This window comes from Streptomyces sp. NPDC026417, from assembly GCF_055567695.1.
Genome location: NZ_JBVHPY010000005.1, coordinates 55,993 through 73,938, shown reverse-complemented (window position 1 = coordinate 73,938; position 17,946 = coordinate 55,993). Strand labels below are relative to the sequence as shown.

The window sequence follows — 17,946 nt, the reverse complement described above, 5'->3', positions numbered from 1 at the left end:
CTAGACCAACGGGAACCCCGACGGTATATAGAGGGGATCACGGAGCGTGCGGAGGCCACTCGCGCGCGAAGCCGTGCCACGATGTGAGCCGTGGCCGATCGGACAGGTCGGTCGCTTCGGCATCCGGAGCCGGGAAGGCAGAGCATGAGCACCGACGTCAGCAGTGCGGAGAACGAGGGTGGGGCACCCATCCGTACCGCGCGCGTGCCCAAGTACTACCGCCTGAAGAAGCACCTGCTCGACATGACGGAGACGCAGTCGCCCGGCACGCCGGTGCCTCCCGAGCGCACCCTCGCCGCCGAGTTCGACACCTCCCGCACCACCGTGCGACAGGCGCTCCAGGAGCTGGTCGTCGAAGGGCGCCTCGAACGCATCCAGGGCAAGGGCACCTTCGTGGCGAAACCGAAGGTCTCCCAGGCGCTCCAACTCACCTCGTACACCGAGGACATGCGCGCCCAGGGCCTCGAACCCACCTCGCAGCTGCTGGACATCGGCTACATCACCGCGGACGAGACGCTCGCGCAGCTGCTCGACATCTCGGCCGGCGGGCGCGTGCTGCGGATCGAGCGGCTGCGGCTGGCGAGCGGCGAGCCGATGGCGATCGAGACGACCCACCTCTCCGCCAAGCGATTCCCCGCCCTGCGCAGGTCGCTGGTCAAGTACACGTCTCTCTACACCGCGCTCGCCGAGGTGTACGACGTCCATCTCGCCGAGGCCGAGGAGACCATCGAGACCTCGCTGGCCACGCCCCGCGAGGCCGGGCTGCTCGGCACCGACGTCGGTCTGCCGATGCTGATGCTCTCCCGCCACTCGCTGGACAAGACCGGCCAGCCGGTGGAGTGGGTGCGCTCGGTGTACCGGGGTGACCGGTACAAGTTCGTGGCCCGCCTCAAGCGCCCGGTGGACTAGGGCCGGCCCGGCGTCCCCCGGGCGCGAGCCCCCGTGGTCCCGCACGGACGCCGGGGCCGGTCCGTCCCGGCCCCCTCTGTGTGCATTCGCCGCAGTGAAAACCCGCTGGTGGGGACCGATATGCGGACGGGGGGTTCCGCATGCTCGACGCCGTCGCCTAGATTGCCTGCGCGTTACACAGGTGATCAGCGAGGGGACGGAGCCGCCGAATGTCCGATGTGCCCGAAGTGAAGCCACCGGTGGTGACACCGGTCCGCGTGGTGATCGCCCTCTGCCTCGTCGCACCCTTCGTGGCGATGCTGTGGGTCGGCTCCTACGCGAAGACGGACCCGACCTTCATCGGGATCCCCTTCTTCTACTGGTACCAGATGCTCTGGGTGGTCGTCTCCACGCTGCTCACGATGACCGCGTACCAGCTCTGGCGGCGTGACCAGCGCGCCCGTACGACGCAGGACGGGGGTGCGTCGAAGTGAAGGACGGCGTGAACGGAGTCGCCCTGGGCGTCTTCATCTTCTTCTTCCTGGCCGTCACGGTCATGGGGTTCCTGGCCGCGCGCTGGCGCAAGGCCGACAACGAGCACAGCCTCGACGAATGGGGCCTGGGCGGCCGGTCGTTCGGCACCTGGGTGACCTGGTTCCTGCTCGGCGGCGACCTCTACACGGCGTACACCTTCGTGGCCGTACCCGCGGCGATCTACGCGGCGGGCGCGGCCGGCTTCTTCGCCGTGCCGTACACCATCCTCGTCTACCCGCTGATCTTCACGTTCCTGCCGCGGCTGTGGTCGGTCTCGCACAAGCACGGCTATGTGACGACCTCGGACTTCGTGCGCGGACGCTTCGGCTCCAAGGGCCTGTCCCTGGCGGTGGCCGTGACCGGCATCCTCGCCACGATGCCGTACATCGCGCTCCAGCTCGTGGGCATCCAGGCGGTGCTGGACGTGATGGGCGTCGGCGGCGGCGAGAACACCAACTGGTTCGTGAAGGACCTGCCGCTGCTGATCGCCTTCGGCGTGCTGGCCGCCTACACGTACTCCTCGGGTCTGCGGGCGCCCGCCCTGATCGCGTTCGTGAAGGACACCCTGATCTACATCGTGATCGCGGTGGCCATCATCTACATCCCGATCAAGCTCGGCGGGTTCGACGAGATCTTCAAGGCGGCCGGCGACAAGTACACCGCCGCCGGAGCGGGCGGGGTCGTGCCCGCCGAGGCCGGACAGTGGACGTACGCCACGCTCGCGCTCGGTTCGGCGCTCGCGCTGTTCATGTACCCGCACTCGATCACGGCGACGCTGTCCAGCCGCAGCCGCGAGGTGATCCGGCGCAACACCACGATCCTGCCGCTGTACTCCCTGATGCTGGGCCTGCTCGCCCTGCTCGGGTTCATGGCGATCGCGGCCGGGGTGAAGGTGCAGAACGGGCAGCTGGCGATCCCGCAGCTGTTCGAGACGATGTTCCCCGACTGGTTCGCGGGCGTGGCCTTCGCGGCCATCGGCATCGGCGCGCTGGTGCCGGCGGCGATCATGTCGATCGCCGCGGCGAACCTGTTCACCCGCAACATCTACAAGGACTTCATCAAGCCGGACGCGACCCCCAAGGAGGAGACGCGTGTCTCCAAACTGGTCTCGCTGCTGGTGAAGGTGGGGGCGCTGGCCTTCGTCCTCACCATGGACAAGACCGTCGCCATCAACTTCCAGCTGCTGGGCGGCATCTGGATCCTGCAGACGTTCCCGGCGCTGGTCGGCGGTCTGTTCACCCGCTGGTTCCACCGCTGGGCGCTGCTCGCGGGCTGGGCGGTCGGCATGGTGTACGGCACCCTCGCCGCGTACGGGGTCGCCTCCCCGACCCAGGCGCACTTCGGCGGCAGCTCGAAGGAGATCCCCGGCATCGGGGAGATCGGCTACATCGGTCTGACGGCCTTCGTGCTGAACGTCGTCGTGACGGTCGTGCTCACCTTCGTGCTGCGGGCCGTCAAGGCCCCCGACGGCGTGGACGAGACCTCGCCGCAGGACTACACGGCGGACGCCGGTGACCCGGGTGTCCAGGTGGAACTGCCGCCGGCCACGGCGGGTGCCACCCCCTGACCGAGTCGCGTACGACGGAGGGCCGCCGGGAAATCCGGCGGCCCTTCGTCGTGCCCGTCCGGCAGACTCGCCCGCATGGACATCCTCATCAGGAAGGCCCGGCCCGAGGAGTACGAGACGCTCGGGGAGATCACCGCGCAGGCCTATCTCGGCGACGGCCTGCTCGACTTCGGGGCGAGCGACGGCTATCTGGTGCACCTGCGGGACGTCGCGCGGCGCGCCGCCGCGGCCGAGGTCCTGGTCGCCGCGGACCGGGACGGCCGGGTGCTCGGCGGCGTGACCCACGTGCCGTCGGCCGACAGCGCCCTCGCCGAACTCGCGCGCCCCGGCGAGGCCGAGATCCGGATGCTCGCCGTCGCCCGCGAGGCGCGCGGACGAGGGGCGGGCGAGGCCCTGGTGCGCGCCTGCGTCGACCGGGCGCGGGCCACCGAGGGGTGCGTCGGCGTCGTGCTCTCCACCCAGCGCACCATGCACGCCGCGCACCGCATCTACGAACGGCTCGGCTTCACCCGGGCCCCCGCACGCGACTGGAACCCGGTCCCGGAACTCGACGACATCCTGCTGCTGACTTACGAACTGACGCTCTGACAGCTGCTGTTCCGGGCACCGGCTGACACCCTCCGAAGCCGACACGACACAACATGTGGGGGTGCGTCGGCGGCCCGGCACAAGATGTATGCTCATGCTCGCTGTCGCCGCAGGGGAATCCGGTGCGAATCCGGAACTGTCCCGCAACGGTGTACCTGTGCGCGACCCCGCACACGGTCAGTCCGAGGACCTGCCGACAGTGCGCCCGGTCCGTCCGGTCCGGGTGCCCAGACGTCCGGGCCTCGTGGAGTGGGCCGGTGGACGCACGCGTGCCCGTGCGGGGTGACGTGTGCCCCGCTGCCCTCCCGAAGGCCCCGTGCCGAGCGAGGGAGAGCCCCACGTGACCATCGCGCCAGCCGATCCGGCAGCAGCGACACCGTCCGCCACTCAGGCGGAGCCGGACGGTCCCGGTGCCGCGTTGCTGCGGACCCTGACCGACCTCACCGCGGACCTCCCCGACGCCGACCCCGGCCGGGTAGCCGCCGCCGCGCTGCGGGGCCGGTCCGCGCACGCGGACGAGGCGGAGCTGCGCGAGCTGGCCACGGAGGCCGCGGCCGGGCTCATCTCCGAGGACCCCGCCTACTCACGGCTGGCCGCCCGGCTGCTGACGCTCGCCATCGCCGCCGAGGCCGCCTCCCAGGGCGTCACGTCCTTCTCGGGATCGGTCGCCGTCGGGCACCGGGAGGGGCTGATCGCGGACCGCACCGCCGAGTTCGTCCGCCTGCACGCACCGCGCCTCGACGCGCTCGTCGACGTCGCGGGCGACGACCGCTTCGGCTACTTCGGCCTGCGCACGCTGCACAGCCGCTACCTGCTGCGGCACCCGATCACCCGGCGCGTGATCGAGACCCCCCAGCACTTCATGCTGCGCGTCGCCTCCGGTCTCGCCGAGGACGACACCTCCCGCGCCGTCGACGAAGTGGCCGCGCTCTACGGGCTGATGAGCCGGCTCGACTACCTGCCCTCCTCCCCCACGCTCTTCAACTCCGGCACCCGCCACCCGCAGATGTCGTCCTGCTACCTCCTCGACTCCCCGCTGGACGAGCTGGACTCGATCTACGACCGCTACCACCAGGTGGCCCGCCTCTCCAAGCACGCCGGCGGCATCGGCCTCTCCTACTCCCGCATCCGCTCCCGCGGTTCGCTGATCCGGGGCACGAACGGGCACTCCAACGGCATCGTCCCGTTCCTCAAGACGCTGGACGCCTCCGTCGCCGCCGTGAACCAGGGCGGCCGGCGCAAGGGCGCCGCGGCGGTCTACCTGGAGACCTGGCACTCCGACATCGAGGAGTTCCTGGAGCTGCGCGACAACACCGGTGAGGACGCCCGCCGTACGCACAACCTGAACCTCGCGCACTGGATCCCGGACGAGTTCATGCGGCGGGTCGACGCGGGCGGTACGTGGTCGCTGTTCTCGCCGGCGGACGTGCCCGAGCTGGTCGACCTGTGGGGCGAGGAGTTCGACGCCGCGTACCGCAGGGCCGAGGAGGCCGGCCTCGCGAGGAAGACGATCCCGGCGCGCGACCTGTACGGCCGGATGATGCGCACCTTGGCGCAGACCGGCAACGGCTGGATGACCTTCAAGGACGCCGCCAACCGCACCGCCAACCAGACGGCGGAGCCGGGCCACACCGTGCACTCGTCGAACCTGTGCACGGAGATCCTGGAGGTCACGGACGACGGGGAGACCGCCGTCTGCAACCTCGGCTCGGTGAACCTCGGCGCGTTCGTGGCCGACGGGGGCATCGACTGGGAACGGCTGGACGAGACCGTCCGCACGGCCGTGACCTTCCTCGACCGGGTCGTGGACATCAACTTCTACCCGACCGAGCAGGCGGGCCGCTCCAACGCCCGCTGGCGCCCGGTCGGCCTGGGCGCGATGGGCCTGCAGGACGTCTTCTTCAAGCTGCGGCTGCCCTTCGACTCCCCGGAGGCCGAGCAGCTCTCCACCCGGATCGCCGAGCGCATCATGCTGGCCGCCTACGAGGCCTCCGCGGACCTCGCCGAGCGCAACGGCCCGCTCCCCGCCTGGCAGAAGACCCGCACGGCCCGCGGTGTCCTGCACCCCGACCACTACGACACCGAGCCGGCCTGGCCGGAGCGCTGGGCGGCCCTGCGCGAGCGCATCGCGGCCGTCGGCATGCGCAATTCCCTGCTCCTCGCCATCGCCCCGACCGCGACCATCGCCTCCATCGCGGGCGTCTACGAGTGCATCGAGCCGCAGGTCTCCAACCTGTTCAAGCGCGAGACGCTGTCGGGCGAGTTCCTCCAGGTCAATTCCTACCTGGTGGACGAGCTGAAGCGGCTCGGCGTGTGGGACGCGCAGACCCGGGAGGCGCTGCGCGAGTCGGGCGGCTCGGTGCAGGGCTTCACCTGGGTGCCGCAGGACGTCCGCGACCTGTACCGCACCGCGTGGGAGCTGCCGCAGCGCGGCCTCATCGACATGGCCGCGGCCCGGACGCCGTACCTGGACCAGGCCCAGTCGCTGAACCTGTTCCTGGAGACGCCGACCATCGGCAAGCTCTCCTCGATGTACGCGTACGCCTGGAAGTCGGGACTGAAGACGACGTACTACCTGCGGTCCCGTCCGGCGACCCGCATCGCCCGCGCCGCCCGGGCGCAGACCCCCGTCCCCGTGCAGGCGGCCCCCGACGAGGACGCCGTCGCCTGCTCCCTTGAGAACCCCGAGTCCTGCGAGGCCTGCCAGTAATGTCCAGCACCCAGAATCTGCTCGACCCCGGCTTCGAGCTGACGCTCCGCCCGATGCGCTACCCGGACTTCTACGAGCGCTACCGGGACGCGATCAAGAACACCTGGACCGTGGAGGAGGTCGACCTCCACTCGGACGTCGCCGACCTGGCGAAGCTGTCCCGCGGCGAGCAGCACATGATCGGCCGCCTGGTCGCGTTCTTCGCGACCGGTGACTCGATCGTCGCGAACAACCTGGTGCTGACGCTGTACAAGCACATCAACTCCCCTGAGGCGCGGCTGTATCTCTCGCGCCAGCTGTTCGAGGAGGCCGTGCACGTCCAGTTCTATCTGACGCTGCTCGACACCTATCTGCCGGACCCGGAGGACCGCGCGGCCGCCTTCGACGCCGTGGAGAGCATCCCGTCGATCCGGGAGAAGGCCGCGTTCTGCTTCAAGTGGATGGACTCGGTGGAGAAGCTGGACCGGCTGGAGTCGAAGGCCGACCGGCGCCGCTTCCTGCTGAACCTGATCTGCTTCGCGGCGTGCATCGAGGGGCTCTTCTTCTACGGCGCGTTCGCGTACGTCTACTGGTTCCGCAGCCGCGGCCTGCTGCACGGCCTGGCGACCGGCACCAACTGGGTGTTCCGGGACGAGACGATGCACATGTCGTTCGCGTTCGAGGTGGTCGACACGGTCCGCAAGGAGGAGCCGGAGCTCTTCGACGACCGCCTCCAGGAGCAGGTCACCGACATGCTGCGGGAGGCCGTCGAGGCCGAGCTGCAGTTCGCGCGCGACCTGTGCGGTGACGGCCTCCCGGGGATGAACACGGACTCCATGCGGCAGTACCTGGAGTGCGTCGCCGACCAGCGTCTGACGCGGCTGGGCTTCGCTCCGGTCTACGGCTCGGAGAACCCGTTCTCCTTCATGGAGCTCCAGGGGGTTCAGGAGCTGACCAACTTCTTCGAGCGGCGGCCCTCCGCGTACCAGGTCGCGGTGGAGGGCTCGGTCGGCTTCGACGAGGACTTCTGAGTTCCGCCGGCAGCGCTCAGCTCCCGGTCGATGCGCCATTCCCGGCGCAGGCCGGCCAGTGAGGGCAGGGCCAGGACCAGGAAGACCGCGAGGACGGTGAGAAGGGCGACGGTGGTGTTCACGAGTGTCTCCATGAACACCACTGTCGCGCCGATCGCACCGCGGGGGCAGTGGCAGGACTGCCGCAGACCCTCGAATTACTGCCACAGTGCGGGCACACTGGCAGCATGCTGAAAAACGTGGCCGTGGTCCTGCTGGACGGTGTGCACCCCTTCGAACTCGGCGTGGTCTGCGAGGTGTTCGGGCTCGACCGCAGCGACGAGGGCCTCCCCGTGTACGACTTCGCGGTCGCCTCGGCGGAGGGCGCCACGCTGGACACCCACGCCGGGTTCACGCTGCGGACCGAGCACGGCCTGGAGCGGCTGGAGGAGGCCGACCTCGTCGTGGTGCCGGCCGGCGACTCCTACGCCGCCCGCTCCTACCCGGAGGACCTGCTCGCCGCGCTGCGCCGGGCCGTCGACCGGGGCGCCCGGGTGCTCAGCGTGTGCTCCGGCGTCTTCGTGCTCGGAGCGGCCGGGCTGCTGGACGGCCGGCGCTGCGCCGTGCACTGGCACCACGCGGACGCCCTGGCCCGCCAGTACCCGCGGGCACTCGTGGAGCCGGACGTGCTGTACGTCGACGAGGGGTCGGTGATCACCTCGGCGGGCACCGCGGCCGGTATCGACGCCTGCCTGCACCTCGTGCGCCAGGAGCACGGCCCGGAGGTCGCCAACGCCATCGCGCGCCGCATGGTGGTGCCCCCGCACCGGGACGGCGGACAGGCCCAATTCATCGAGCGGCCGCTCCCCCGCTCGCAGTGCGACACGGTCGGCGACGTGCTCGTCTGGATGGAGCGCCACCTCGACAAGGAGGTGACGGTCGAACAACTCGCGGCCCGCGCGCACATGTCCCCGCGCACCTTCGCGCGCCGTTTCCAGCAGGAGACCGGCACCACGCCGTACCGCTGGCTGCTGCGCCAACGCGTTTTGCTGGCACAGGAGTTGCTGGAGGCGACAGACGAGACGATGGACGCGATCGCCGGCCGGACCGGCTTCGGCAACGCGGCGGCGCTGCGCCATCAGTTCATGCGGAGTCTCGGCACCACCCCGGGCGCCTACCGCCGGGCGTTCCGCGGCCCGCGGGCTGCCTGAGACCGAGGGGTGCGCCCTCCCCCGAGGGCGCACCCGGAGCCTCGGCTCAGCGCGGTACGGCCTTCAGCACCAGCCCGTGCGGCCGCAGGGTGATGCCGACGCGCGTCGCATCGTTGGACTCGGCGACCTGCTCGAACCGCCACCTGGACGCCACCGTCGCCGTGATGATGCTGAGCTGGGCCATCGAGAGGTGGTCGCTCGGGCACTTCCGGTTGCCCACGCTGAACGGGCGCATCGCGTACTTCGGCAGGTCCTTGGAGCGCTCGGGAAGCCAGCGGTCGGGGTCGAAATCCAGGTGCCGCTCGTACGAGAGGGGGTCGCGCTGGATCGCGTACGGGCTGTACACGATGTCGGCACCGGCCGGAATGCGATAGCCGCCGAGCTCGGTTTCGGTCACCGCCCGCCGCGTCAATATCCATACGGCGGGACGCAGCCGCATCGTCTCGACGACGACATTGTTGGTGTGCGTCAGCTTTCGGACGTCCTCGAATGCGACGGGCCGGTCCCCTGCGACGGATTTGACCTCCGCACTCACCTTGGCCGCCTGTTCCGGGTGTGCCGTGAGGACGTGCAGGAGCCACATGATCGTGGATGCGATGGTTTCGCTTCCGGGGGTGAGTATCGCGACGACTTGGTCGTGGACCTCCTGCTCGCTGATGGGCTCCCCGTTGTCGTCCTTCGCTTCCAGCAATGCCGTCAGCAAATCGTCCGGCTTTTGACCAGATGCACGGCGTTCGGCGATGATCTCGTCGACCAGAAGGTGCAAATCAGCCAAGGCCCGGTCGAATTTTCGATTGGCCGGAAGGGGCAGCCGATAGAGGGGCCCCGCCGGGATGACCATGCGCTGGTACATACCGCGGAACACCGTCGTGAGCGCGATGCTCAGCCGCTCGGCACGCTCGTCCATGAACTGCCCGCGCAGCAGGCAGCGGGCCGCGATGCGCACGGCCACCCGGAAGGATTCGGAGGTGCAGTCGACCGGTCGGCCGGACGCCCAGCGGTCCGCGAACGCGCGCGCCTCCTCCTCCATCACCGACGCGTACTCGTGGATGATGTCCGCCCGGAACGCGGGCTGGATCGTCCGGCGTTGCCGCCGGTGCAGCGGGCCGTTGGCGGTCGCGACCCCGTTCTTGCCCAGCAGCCCTTCGAGGGACTCCCAGAGCGGGCCGCCTATCTCGTAGTCGGGGCTGAGCGCCAGTTCCCCGGTGAGGGCCGGCGTGGTGACCGCGTACACCGTCTTGGGGCCCAGCTTGAGCCGGACGACGTCGCCGTGGTCGCGCAGCCGGGCCAGGAAGCCCAGTGGGTCGCGGGCCAGTTTCCAGCCGTGACCGAGACCCGGAATGCCCCCGCCGGCCAGAGGCGGGATGGACAGCTCCGGCACCCGGGGTGCCGCGGGCCGTACGGACTCGACGGTCATTTCTCACCTGCCGCTTCGTTGTTGACGTACGGGGGCGTGGCGCGGTCGTCCCAGCTGTCGACCATGTACCGGCCGGACTCGTGGTGGAACCAGTACACGGAGCTGAACCAGTTCCGCATATTGGAGAGACAGGCCTTCACGGCGACGCTCAGTTCCTTTCCCCGCACGGTCCCGTCCGCGAGGGAGTCGGCGAGCCGTTCCACGTCCTTTTCGACGGCAAGGAATTCTGAAATGCATTCCTCCACCCGTCGGCGAACTTCCGTGACCGCCTCTTCGAGGGTCAGCCCCTCGTGCTGGATGAGGCTTATTCCAAGATTGTGGACTTCATCACCCGCTATCTCCTTGGGCAGTGAACAGAGGTCGTTGTACCAGGCCGCGAATTCTTGGCAGAGCAGGGCTGCCCGCGCAAATGCCGGGTTTTCCCGCACAGCGGCGGGAAGTTCACATCCCGCGCTCGGCTCCAGCAGATCCGTCCAGATCCAGTGGGCGAAGGTGAGCCGCCGGAGTTCAAGATATTCCTCGACCGTCGGCACCCTTCCCGACGTACGGTTGCGGAATTCCCTGTCGTACGCCTCGATGACCGCGTGGAAGTGTCCGGCGAAGCGGGCGTTCCACTGGTCGCCCAGGAACGCGTACAGGCGGACCATGCTGTCGGCGAACGCCGCGACCAACGGGTCCTGATGGTGCAGGTGGTCCCGCGGGGAGTCGAGTGCCGCGTGCAGCCGGAACCTGAGCCGGCGCCAGGCCGCCGGGCGGCCGTGGACGATGTCGCGGTCGTGACGGTCGTCCCAGACGAAGAACCACGCGCTGTAGTCCGCTATCGCCTGGAGCACCTCGTCCGGCGCGCCTATGTAGAAGCCCGCCATGAGGTCCGTGTAGCACAGTCCGTCGGCATATTCTGCGACCTTGTCCGCCGGCATGAGCCGCTTTTCGAGGAGCCAGGCCCGGGTCTTCTCCTGCAGACGGGGCCAATACGGGTGCAGTTGACGGGGAAACGCGGCCTCGATCACCGGAAGAGAGAGCGCCGGTGGCACCGCGACCGCGGTCGGTGTCGATGAAGTGCCGTGTGAGAAAGCATGCACGAACAAACCCCTCTCAGCCGCCTGTTGGCGCTACGCCTCTCCCCGCTGTGCCGGGCGCGCGCCGTTGCGTATCCCCGCACTTCCTATTCAGCACCACAACTGACCGTTCTGGGAACGGATTTGCTCCACTCACTCCCCCAAGGTGCCGAGAATCTCCCCTTGTGTGACTGGTTTCGGATCGCAGGAGGAGCACAAGGGATCGAACGTGCGACGCACACACGAACGGCGCCTGGCCGGGCGGGTGCCCGGCCGGACGCCGTCCGGCGGAGCTCACGAGAGACCGTGAACCCCTTCTGTCATTTTCAGTCCCAGCCGTTCACCGACCCGTCCCGGCCAGGCGCCGGAACGTCGGGGACCGCCACCGGGGCCGCTCAGTCGTTCGCCACGACCGGGTAGCGGGGCTCGTTCTCGGCCATCTGCCGCAGCGCGTCCTTGCGCTCGCGCTTGGAGAGCCGGTCGATGTAGAGGTAGCCGTAGAGGTGGTCCGTCTCGTGCTGGAGGCAGCGGGCGAAGTAGCCCGTACCGCGCACCCGGATCGGGTTGCCCTTCTCGTCCTGCCCGGTGACCTCGGCGTAGTCGGGGCGGGCGAGCGGTGCGTACGCGGTCGGCACCGAGAGGCAGCCCTCGTTGCTGTCGTCCAGCCGGCGCAGCTCGGCGGGCAGCTCGACGATCTCGGGATTGCAGACGACGCCGACGTGCCGCCGGCCCTCGTCGTCCATGCAGTCGTACACGAAGACCTTCAGGTCCACACCGATCTGGTTGGCGGCCAGGCCCACGCCCTCGGCGGTGCGCTGGCTGGCGAACATGTCGGAGACCAGCTGCTGCAGCTCGGCCCCGAACTCGGTGACGTCCTTGCACTCCTTGTGCAGCACCGGGTTGCCGACGACCGTGATCGGCCGCGAGGTGCCGGGCTCGCGGTAGGCGGTCTCACGCTCCTCGCAGTCCTCGGTGTCGATGACGAAGCCCTCGTCGTCCACGGGGAGCACGCCCGCGTGCTGCTGATCGGTGTCCTGCTGCGCCATGACCGACGTACGCCTTTCCTGCAACCGGGAGAGAAATTCTGCGGGTACAGCCTAAAGGGGCGCGTCGCGGGCCTTTGCGCTAACAGACCTCTTCGAGGTCCCGCCAGTCCCGGGAGTCCGGGCTGTCCGCGACCCAGCCGTCGAGCAGCCCCCGGACGAGCGAGGCGGGCGCCGCGAGTCCGCACTCGCGTTCGGGAACCCACAGCTGCCCGTCGGTGACGTGCCCCAGCGGCCCCGGATGCCCCGGTTCGCTGTGGTCGTGCGGGTCCAGGTGCTCGCCGTCGCCCTCGTCGGAGGGCATCCGTGACTCGGAGCACATCCGGCACAGCAGCCGGACGGACGACGACCAGTCCTCGGCGGCGAAGCCCGCGTCGGCGGCGAGCCGCTCCAGTGCGTCCCGGTCGTCCTCGGTGGCCGCCTCCAGCAGCACGACCCAGGTCGGCACGGGCGAGGGCGCCCACAGCTCGATCTCGTCGAAGACGGGGTAGGAGTGCCCGGCCGCCGTCGTCCGCTCGCCGTGCGGCACCCCGTCGTGCAGCACGACCTCGCCCCAGCGCCGCCCGGAGGACGGCAGCGGAATGGACAGCACCTCGATCCGGGCGGGGTCCAGCCTCCGCCCCCACACCACCTCGGCCTCGCCCTCCGGCGACAGCCGTACGGCGGCACTGCCCAGGTCCATGCCCACCGGCTCGCCGGAGACGGCGGCACCGCCGGGCACCCGCAGGCCGTACGCCTGCCAGGCACGCCGGGCCAGCGGCCAGTCCTGGAGCGCGGTGGCCGCGATGCCCACGTTCCACCAGTCAGGTGCGCCCGCCTCGCGGTCGAGCAGCGCGACGGCGCGCAGTCCGGCCGCCCGCGCCTGCTCCCAGTCGTGGCGGAACTTGTGCAGCAGCGCCAGGTTGAACCAGGACTCCGACAGCCAGGGCTCCAGGTCCGCGGCGCGCGTCAGCAGCGCTCCCGCGTCCTCGTAACGGCCGTCGCCGATCAGCGTGAACGCGCGGTCGGTGGCCTGCCGCCATGAGGCGGAGGGCCGGTGTCGTCCCTTGCCGAAGATCCTCACGATTCCCGCCTGCCAGTTCCTTGCGATTCCCGCCTGCTGGTCACTTGAAGAGTCCCTTGAGGACCATGCGGCCCAGGGCCGGCCGGTGCCCCCGAACACCCTCTTCCTCGCATCCAACCACGTACCGTCGGACGGCCGCTCATTACCCATGGGTTACCCAGCCCGGGGCAAGGTCAGACCGGGCCGGGACAGGACCCGGGCCAGCGACTCCACGACCTCCGGCTGGTAGTCCCGGGCGGTGCCCAGGCGCAGTTTCTCCAGCGCGGTGAGGGGCCCACCCGGCCCTGCTTCCCGGGCCATCTCCTCGTATGCGTTCACCGCGCGGACGATCCGTGCGGTGACCGGCTGGTCCCGGTAGGGGTCGGCCTGCCGCTCCACGACCACCGCGACCTCGGCGTCCACACCGGTCTGGCGCACCACGGCGCCGCCCAGCAGCGCTATCCGCCGCTGCTCGTCACGCGGGAGGACGGCGGTGGCGCCCGCGGGCACCGGGTCGACGAGGCTGAGCTGTCCGATGTCGTGCATCAGGGCCGCGTACTCCAACACGGTCAGGTCGGGCTCGGAGAGGCCCAGCTCCCGCCCCACGGCACGGCTGAGCGCGGCCACGCGGCGCGCGTGCCCGGCGGGCGTGTACCCGGCGATCTCGGTGGCGCGCGCGAGGGAGGCGATGGTCTGCCGGTAGGTCGTCCGCACCGCCGCGTAGCGCCGGAAGGACAGCTGGGTGAGCAGCAGCGGCAGGGAGAAGACGGGCAGCGCCCAGAGGCCGACGACCGCGACGGCGAGGGACATCACCGCGCCGGTGGCGCAGACGGCCGACCCGATGCCGAGCGTGGCCCGCAGCTCGTCCCGCAGCAGGGGCCCGAACGGCCAGCCCGTGCGCGCGTGCGCCATGGCCGCCGCCAGCACGGCGTCGCACAGGGCGGTCAGCACCAGCAGGGCCACCAGCAGCAGGGCGTAGGCCGGGCCGTTCCACTCGCTCAGCCTGCCCTCGTTGTAGAGCGGCTGGAAGCAGACGGCGGCGAACCCGACCGTGAGCACCCGCCGGGTGAGGTGGTCGAGGGTCGGCCCCCGGCCCCGCGCGACGTGCGGGACGCAGCCGACGAGTGCGGCCGCGACCACGACGGCGACGATCTGCTGGGGGTCGTGGTGGGTGGGGCCGCCGCCGTTCTCGCCCAGCAGCGCGTACGCGAGCGCGCCGGCGGCCCCCAGCGGCGCGGACTCCCGCTCCTCGGCCCCGCTCCACCGGGACAGTTCACCGACGGCGACGAGCACGCCGAAGGCCAGGGCGACGCCCCGCTCGTCGAGGCCGTGCCAGAGCGTGTCGGCGAGGCATCCCAGGGCGAGCAGGACGGCGCAGGCGTGCACGGACGTGAGGGCGAGCGGGGGCCGCGCCGCACGGGCGGCGCCCTGCCCCACGGCACTCACGAGGCCCTCCCGCCGGCCGGGTCCCGGCGCTCTCGCGCCGCGCCGGGCACGGGTGCCGCGGGCGGGCGGGCCCCGCCGCGCGGCTGCGGCACGGTGGTGCCGGCGGCGTCCGCGGTGACCACCGGGTGCCAGCCGTGCCGGCGCAGGGCCCGTACCAGGGCGGTCACCATCTGCGGGTCGAACTGTGCCCCGGCGCAGTTCTCCAGCTCCGCCAGCGCGGCCGGCACCGGCCGGGCCCGCCGGTAGGACCGGGTCGACGTCATCGCGTCGAAGGCGTCGGCCACGGCCACCACCCGCGCGAACTCCGGGATCTGCCGGCCCGCCAGCCCGTACGGGTAGCCGCTCCCGTCCAGTCGCTCGTGGTGGTGCAGGATGGCCGACCGCGCCTCGCCGAGGAACCCGATCCCGCGCACCATCTCGTGCCCGTACTCGGGGTGCAGCTCGATGATCCGGCGCTCCTCCGGGGTCAGCGGCCCGTCCTTGCGCAACAGCCGGGTGGGCACGCCGAGTTTGCCGACGTCGTGCAGGATTCCCGCGAACCGCAGGCACTCGACGCGTTCGTCGTCCATGCCCAGTTCACGGGCGATCATCATGGACGCCTGCCCGACCCGCTCGCTGTGCCCGCGGGTGTAGCCGTCCTTGATGTCGACGGCCTGCACGAGCGCCCGGATGGTGGCCTGGTGGGCGGCCTGCTCGCGGTGGTACTGGGCGAACACCCAGCAGGAGATGTACATCGGCAGCAGCACGAGCAGCGCGGCGACCGGTCCGTAGGGGCTGCGCCACAGAACCGCCATCATCAGTCCGGCGAGTCCGTGCACGGTGACCGGGGCGAGGGAGCGCAGGAAGAGCCCGCGCCAGGCGGTGCGCGCCGGCACCCGCTCGGCGGTGGCCAGGATCCCGCCGTCCAGGACGGTCAGGACCAGGCAGAAGGCCAGGACCGCCGCGGAGGCGGGCACGAGCGCGTAGGGGAAGTCGGGCGCCACGACCGCATCCCGTCCGCCGAGCGACCAGTGCACCCGGGCCGCCGCCCAGATCCCGACGACGAGCCGGGCCGCGCGCCAGATCCGGCGCAGCCGGCGCGGGCGCTGTTCGACGCGGGAGAGGAGCGCGCCCGGCAGGGCGACGAGCGCGGCTGCCGCGGGCGGCAGCAGAAAGGCCCCGGCCAGCAGGACGGGGAAGAAGGTGCCCATCCCCCGGGGCGCGCGGTGGCCGACGAAGCGGCAGCGCGTGAGCTGCTCGCAGGCGGCGTACAGCCCGGCGAGCAGGGCGACCTCCCACCAGGGCGTGCGGAGGTCCGGGAGCGGAGCGAGGCAGAGCGCGGCACCGACGACGACACAGGACACGTGGACCCGGGCCCGCGCCGGAATCGACCCCATCCCCTGCCCCCTCCCCTGCTCAGGCTTCCGGAGCCTAGAGCGGAGGAGTCGGCGCGTGGGGGGCAATGGCCCAATCCGCGGGCCCGGAGCCCGCGGATTAGCACGTTCGGGTGACGGAGTGACCGACGGGCGCCTCCCGGCGGGGAGTTCGCGCGAGCCGGGTCAGGACTCCGGGGCGGTCGCGGTCACGTCGTGCTCGGGGACCGTCTGACCGGAGCGGATCAGGTCGATGCGGCCCATGACCTTGGCCCGCAGGTCGGTCGGCACGTCGTCCTGCCCGCAGCACCGCTTGACCAGCTTCTTCACGGCCTGTTCGAGGCCGTACTTCTCCAGGCAGGGGGAGCACTCCTCGAAGTGCACCTCGAACTTGGTGCAGTCCGCGTCCGGCATCTCGTGGTCGAGGAACTCGTAGAGATGGTCGAGGACCTCACTGCAATCCGTCTCGTGCGGCTCTCCGCAGCTCATGAGCCCGAGCCTTTCGCTTCGTTCGACTCTCCGGCGCCGGCCGGGACCAGTCCGCGGTCACGCGCGTAGTCCTCGAGCATGCCGCGCAGTTGGCGACGGCCCCGGTGCAGCCGGGACATCACCGTTCCGATGGGTGTCCCCATGATGTCCGCGATCTCCTTGTACGCAAAGCCCTCGACGTCCGCGAGATAGACGGCGATGCGGAACTCCTCGGGGATCGCCTGCAGTGCCGACTTCACGTCCGAGTCGGGCAGGTGGTCGAGCGCCTGCGACTCGGCGGAGCGCAGACCCGTCGACATGTGCGACTCCGCACGCGCCAGCTGCCAGTCCTCGATCTCCTCGGCCGCGCTGCGCTGGGGTTCGCGCTGCTTCTTGCGGTACGAGTTGATGAAGGTGTTCGTCAGGATGCGGTAGAGCCACGCCTTGAGGTTGGTGCCCTCGCGGAACTGGTGGAAGGACGCGTACGCCTTCGCGTAGGTCTCCTGCACCAGGTCTTCCGCGTCGGCCGGGTTGCGCGTCATGCGCAGCGCCGCCGAGTACATCTGGTCGAGGAATTCGAGCGCGTCCCGCTCGAAGCGCGCGGTGCGCTCGGCGGACGTTTCCGCCGACGCGTCGCTCGTGCCCTGGCCCTCGGGCTGCTCCGCCTGGCCGTGTTCGGTCCCTGCGTCGGTCCCAGTGACCGGACCCACCTCCTCCAGCGACGTGGCGGAACCGAAACCGGTCCCACTCGAATCGGAGGATAGACGACGATCCGGTCCGCCCGCCGCCCGAATAGGGGCGGTCTTTGCCGCATGCAGAACCGACCAGTCCAGGTCAGCGGCGCTGCGACGGCTCGGGCAGATGGTCGAACCCATGCGGCGGACTTCCTCTCGTACGAACGGCGAGCACTGCTGCGTGCTGTCTGATCCGGACAACAGCGCTCCGCCGGTCGGCATTCCCGCGGGCGTGCCGGATGCGTCACGTCCGTTCACCCGAGTGACGAGAGCCACTTCGCCGTCCCGTCGGTGAGGATCCCGAGCGCCTCGTCCTGGCCGAGCGGCGCGCGCTTGGGTACGGCGAAGCCGTGATCGCCGTGCGGCACCTCGACGAGGTCGTACGGCCCGTCCGGGAACTCCGCGGGTCTGCCGAACGGGTCGTTGCCGCCCTGCACGACGAGGGTGGGCACGCCGGCGGCGAGCAGTTCGTCGGCGCGGGACTTCTCGGGCCTGCCCGGCGGGTGCAGCGGGAAACTCAGCCCGAGCACGGCGTGGGCGCCCAGTTCGCGCGCCGTACGGCAGGCGACCCGGGCCCCGGCGCTGCGGCCGCCCGCGACCACCGGCACGCCCGGCACGAGCAGTGCCGGCCACAGTCCGCGCCATCCCGCGTCCAGCGTCTTCGGCGCGGGAGCCAGCTTCTTGCCGGCCACCCGCCAGGGCTGCTCCACGAGGGCCACGCCGACTCCGTGCCCGGGCAGTACCCGTGCCAGCGCCTGCAGGTCCCGCGCCTCGATCCCGCCGCCCGCGCCGTGGCTCAGGGCGAGCACGAGCCGGGGCCGCGGCGGGAGGTGCCAGGTCACCCGGGCCGTGCCGGTGTCCGTCTCGACCGTCTCGGTCACATGTGTCGCGTCCGTCAC

17 protein-coding genes and 1 riboswitch are annotated in these 17,946 nt (G+C 70.8%); of the genes, 7 read left to right on the top strand and 10 right to left on the bottom strand.

The window, feature by feature from the left end:
• Positions 1–144: 144 nt before the first annotated feature.
• The 6 genes from ACZ4NT_RS09895 (at position 145) to ACZ4NT_RS09870 (ending at position 7,297) form a co-directional block, all read left to right on the top strand.
• A complete protein-coding gene (locus ACZ4NT_RS09895; RefSeq protein ID WP_121405896.1) occupies positions 145–909 on the top strand; it encodes a GntR family transcriptional regulator in 765 nt (254 codons plus the stop codon).
• A 209-nt stretch (positions 910–1,118) separates the two neighbouring features.
• Entirely contained in the window at positions 1,119–1,382 is a 264-nt protein-coding gene (locus ACZ4NT_RS09890) for a DUF3311 domain-containing protein (protein ID WP_121405895.1), read from the top strand.
• Positions 1,379–2,989: a monocarboxylate uptake permease MctP gene (gene mctP / locus ACZ4NT_RS09885; RefSeq protein WP_467724573.1), complete on the top strand. Its 1,611-nt coding sequence runs from the start codon at positions 1,379–1,381 to the stop codon at positions 2,987–2,989. The genes ACZ4NT_RS09890 and mctP overlap by 4 nt, the downstream gene beginning before the upstream one ends.
• 75 nt (positions 2,990–3,064) lie before the next feature.
• Positions 3,065–3,577, top strand: a complete 513-nt coding sequence (locus ACZ4NT_RS09880; protein WP_121405893.1) for a GNAT family N-acetyltransferase — start codon at positions 3,065–3,067, stop codon at positions 3,575–3,577.
• Between the two features lie 53 nt (positions 3,578–3,630).
• Positions 3,631–3,789: riboswitch (cobalamin riboswitch) on the top strand.
• Between the two features lie 128 nt (positions 3,790–3,917).
• Positions 3,918–6,287, top strand: a complete 2,370-nt coding sequence (locus ACZ4NT_RS09875; protein ID WP_467724571.1) for a ribonucleoside-diphosphate reductase subunit alpha — start codon at positions 3,918–3,920, stop codon at positions 6,285–6,287.
• A complete protein-coding gene (locus tag ACZ4NT_RS09870; protein WP_121405891.1) occupies positions 6,287–7,297 on the top strand; it encodes a ribonucleotide-diphosphate reductase subunit beta in 1,011 nt (336 codons plus the stop codon). Before ACZ4NT_RS09875 ends, ACZ4NT_RS09870 begins: the two co-directional genes overlap by 1 nt.
• Here the strand turns inward: ACZ4NT_RS09870 and ACZ4NT_RS09865 are convergent.
• Positions 7,210–7,431 (bottom strand): hypothetical protein, encoded by a 222-nt coding sequence (locus ACZ4NT_RS09865; protein WP_121406429.1) that lies wholly within the window; start codon positions 7,429–7,431, stop codon positions 7,210–7,212. The genes ACZ4NT_RS09870 and ACZ4NT_RS09865 overlap by 88 nt on opposite strands.
• A gap of 93 nt (positions 7,432–7,524) precedes the next feature.
• Between ACZ4NT_RS09865 and ACZ4NT_RS09860 the strand changes: the two genes are divergently transcribed.
• Positions 7,525–8,487, top strand: coding sequence for a GlxA family transcriptional regulator (locus tag ACZ4NT_RS09860; protein WP_467724569.1), 963 nt, complete (start codon positions 7,525–7,527; stop codon positions 8,485–8,487).
• 46 nt (positions 8,488–8,533) lie between these two features.
• Here the strand turns inward: ACZ4NT_RS09860 and ACZ4NT_RS09855 are convergent, their stop codons facing one another.
• From ACZ4NT_RS09855 to ACZ4NT_RS09815, 9 genes are all read right to left on the bottom strand, one after another.
• On the bottom strand, positions 8,534–9,904 hold the full coding sequence (locus tag ACZ4NT_RS09855; protein ID WP_121405889.1) for a bifunctional albaflavenone monooxygenase/terpene synthase: 1,371 nt from the start codon (positions 9,902–9,904) through the stop codon (positions 8,534–8,536).
• A complete protein-coding gene (gene cyc1, locus ACZ4NT_RS09850) occupies positions 9,901–10,986 on the bottom strand; it encodes an epi-isozizaene synthase (RefSeq protein ID WP_121406428.1) in 1,086 nt (361 codons plus the stop codon). The genes ACZ4NT_RS09855 and cyc1 overlap by 4 nt, the downstream gene beginning before the upstream one ends.
• A 371-nt stretch (positions 10,987–11,357) precedes the next feature.
• Complete coding sequence (gene def, locus ACZ4NT_RS09845) at positions 11,358–12,008, bottom strand: peptide deformylase (RefSeq protein WP_121405888.1); 651 nt, start codon at positions 12,006–12,008, stop codon at positions 11,358–11,360.
• A 79-nt stretch (positions 12,009–12,087) separates the two neighbouring features.
• Positions 12,088–13,068, bottom strand: a complete 981-nt coding sequence (locus ACZ4NT_RS09840; protein ID WP_121405887.1) for a hypothetical protein — start codon at positions 13,066–13,068, stop codon at positions 12,088–12,090.
• Positions 13,069–13,221: 153 nt separating this feature from the next.
• Positions 13,222–14,493: an HD domain-containing protein gene (locus ACZ4NT_RS09835; protein WP_121405886.1), complete on the bottom strand. Its 1,272-nt coding sequence runs from the start codon at positions 14,491–14,493 to the stop codon at positions 13,222–13,224.
• Positions 14,490–15,869 (bottom strand): HD-GYP domain-containing protein, encoded by a 1,380-nt coding sequence (locus tag ACZ4NT_RS09830; RefSeq protein ID WP_121405885.1) that lies wholly within the window; start codon positions 15,867–15,869, stop codon positions 14,490–14,492. Before ACZ4NT_RS09830 ends, ACZ4NT_RS09835 begins: the two co-directional genes overlap by 4 nt.
• A gap of 162 nt (positions 15,870–16,031) precedes the next feature.
• Positions 16,032–16,334: a mycothiol system anti-sigma-R factor gene (gene rsrA, locus ACZ4NT_RS09825; RefSeq protein ID WP_121405884.1), complete on the bottom strand. Its 303-nt coding sequence runs from the start codon at positions 16,332–16,334 to the stop codon at positions 16,032–16,034.
• Positions 16,331–17,023: an RNA polymerase sigma factor SigR gene (gene sigR, locus ACZ4NT_RS09820; protein WP_220784178.1), complete on the bottom strand. Its 693-nt coding sequence runs from the start codon at positions 17,021–17,023 to the stop codon at positions 16,331–16,333. Before sigR ends, rsrA begins: the two co-directional genes overlap by 4 nt.
• A 278-nt stretch (positions 17,024–17,301) precedes the next feature.
• On the bottom strand, positions 17,302–17,946 hold the full coding sequence (locus tag ACZ4NT_RS09815) for an alpha/beta hydrolase family protein (protein ID WP_467724564.1): 645 nt from the start codon (positions 17,944–17,946) through the stop codon (positions 17,302–17,304).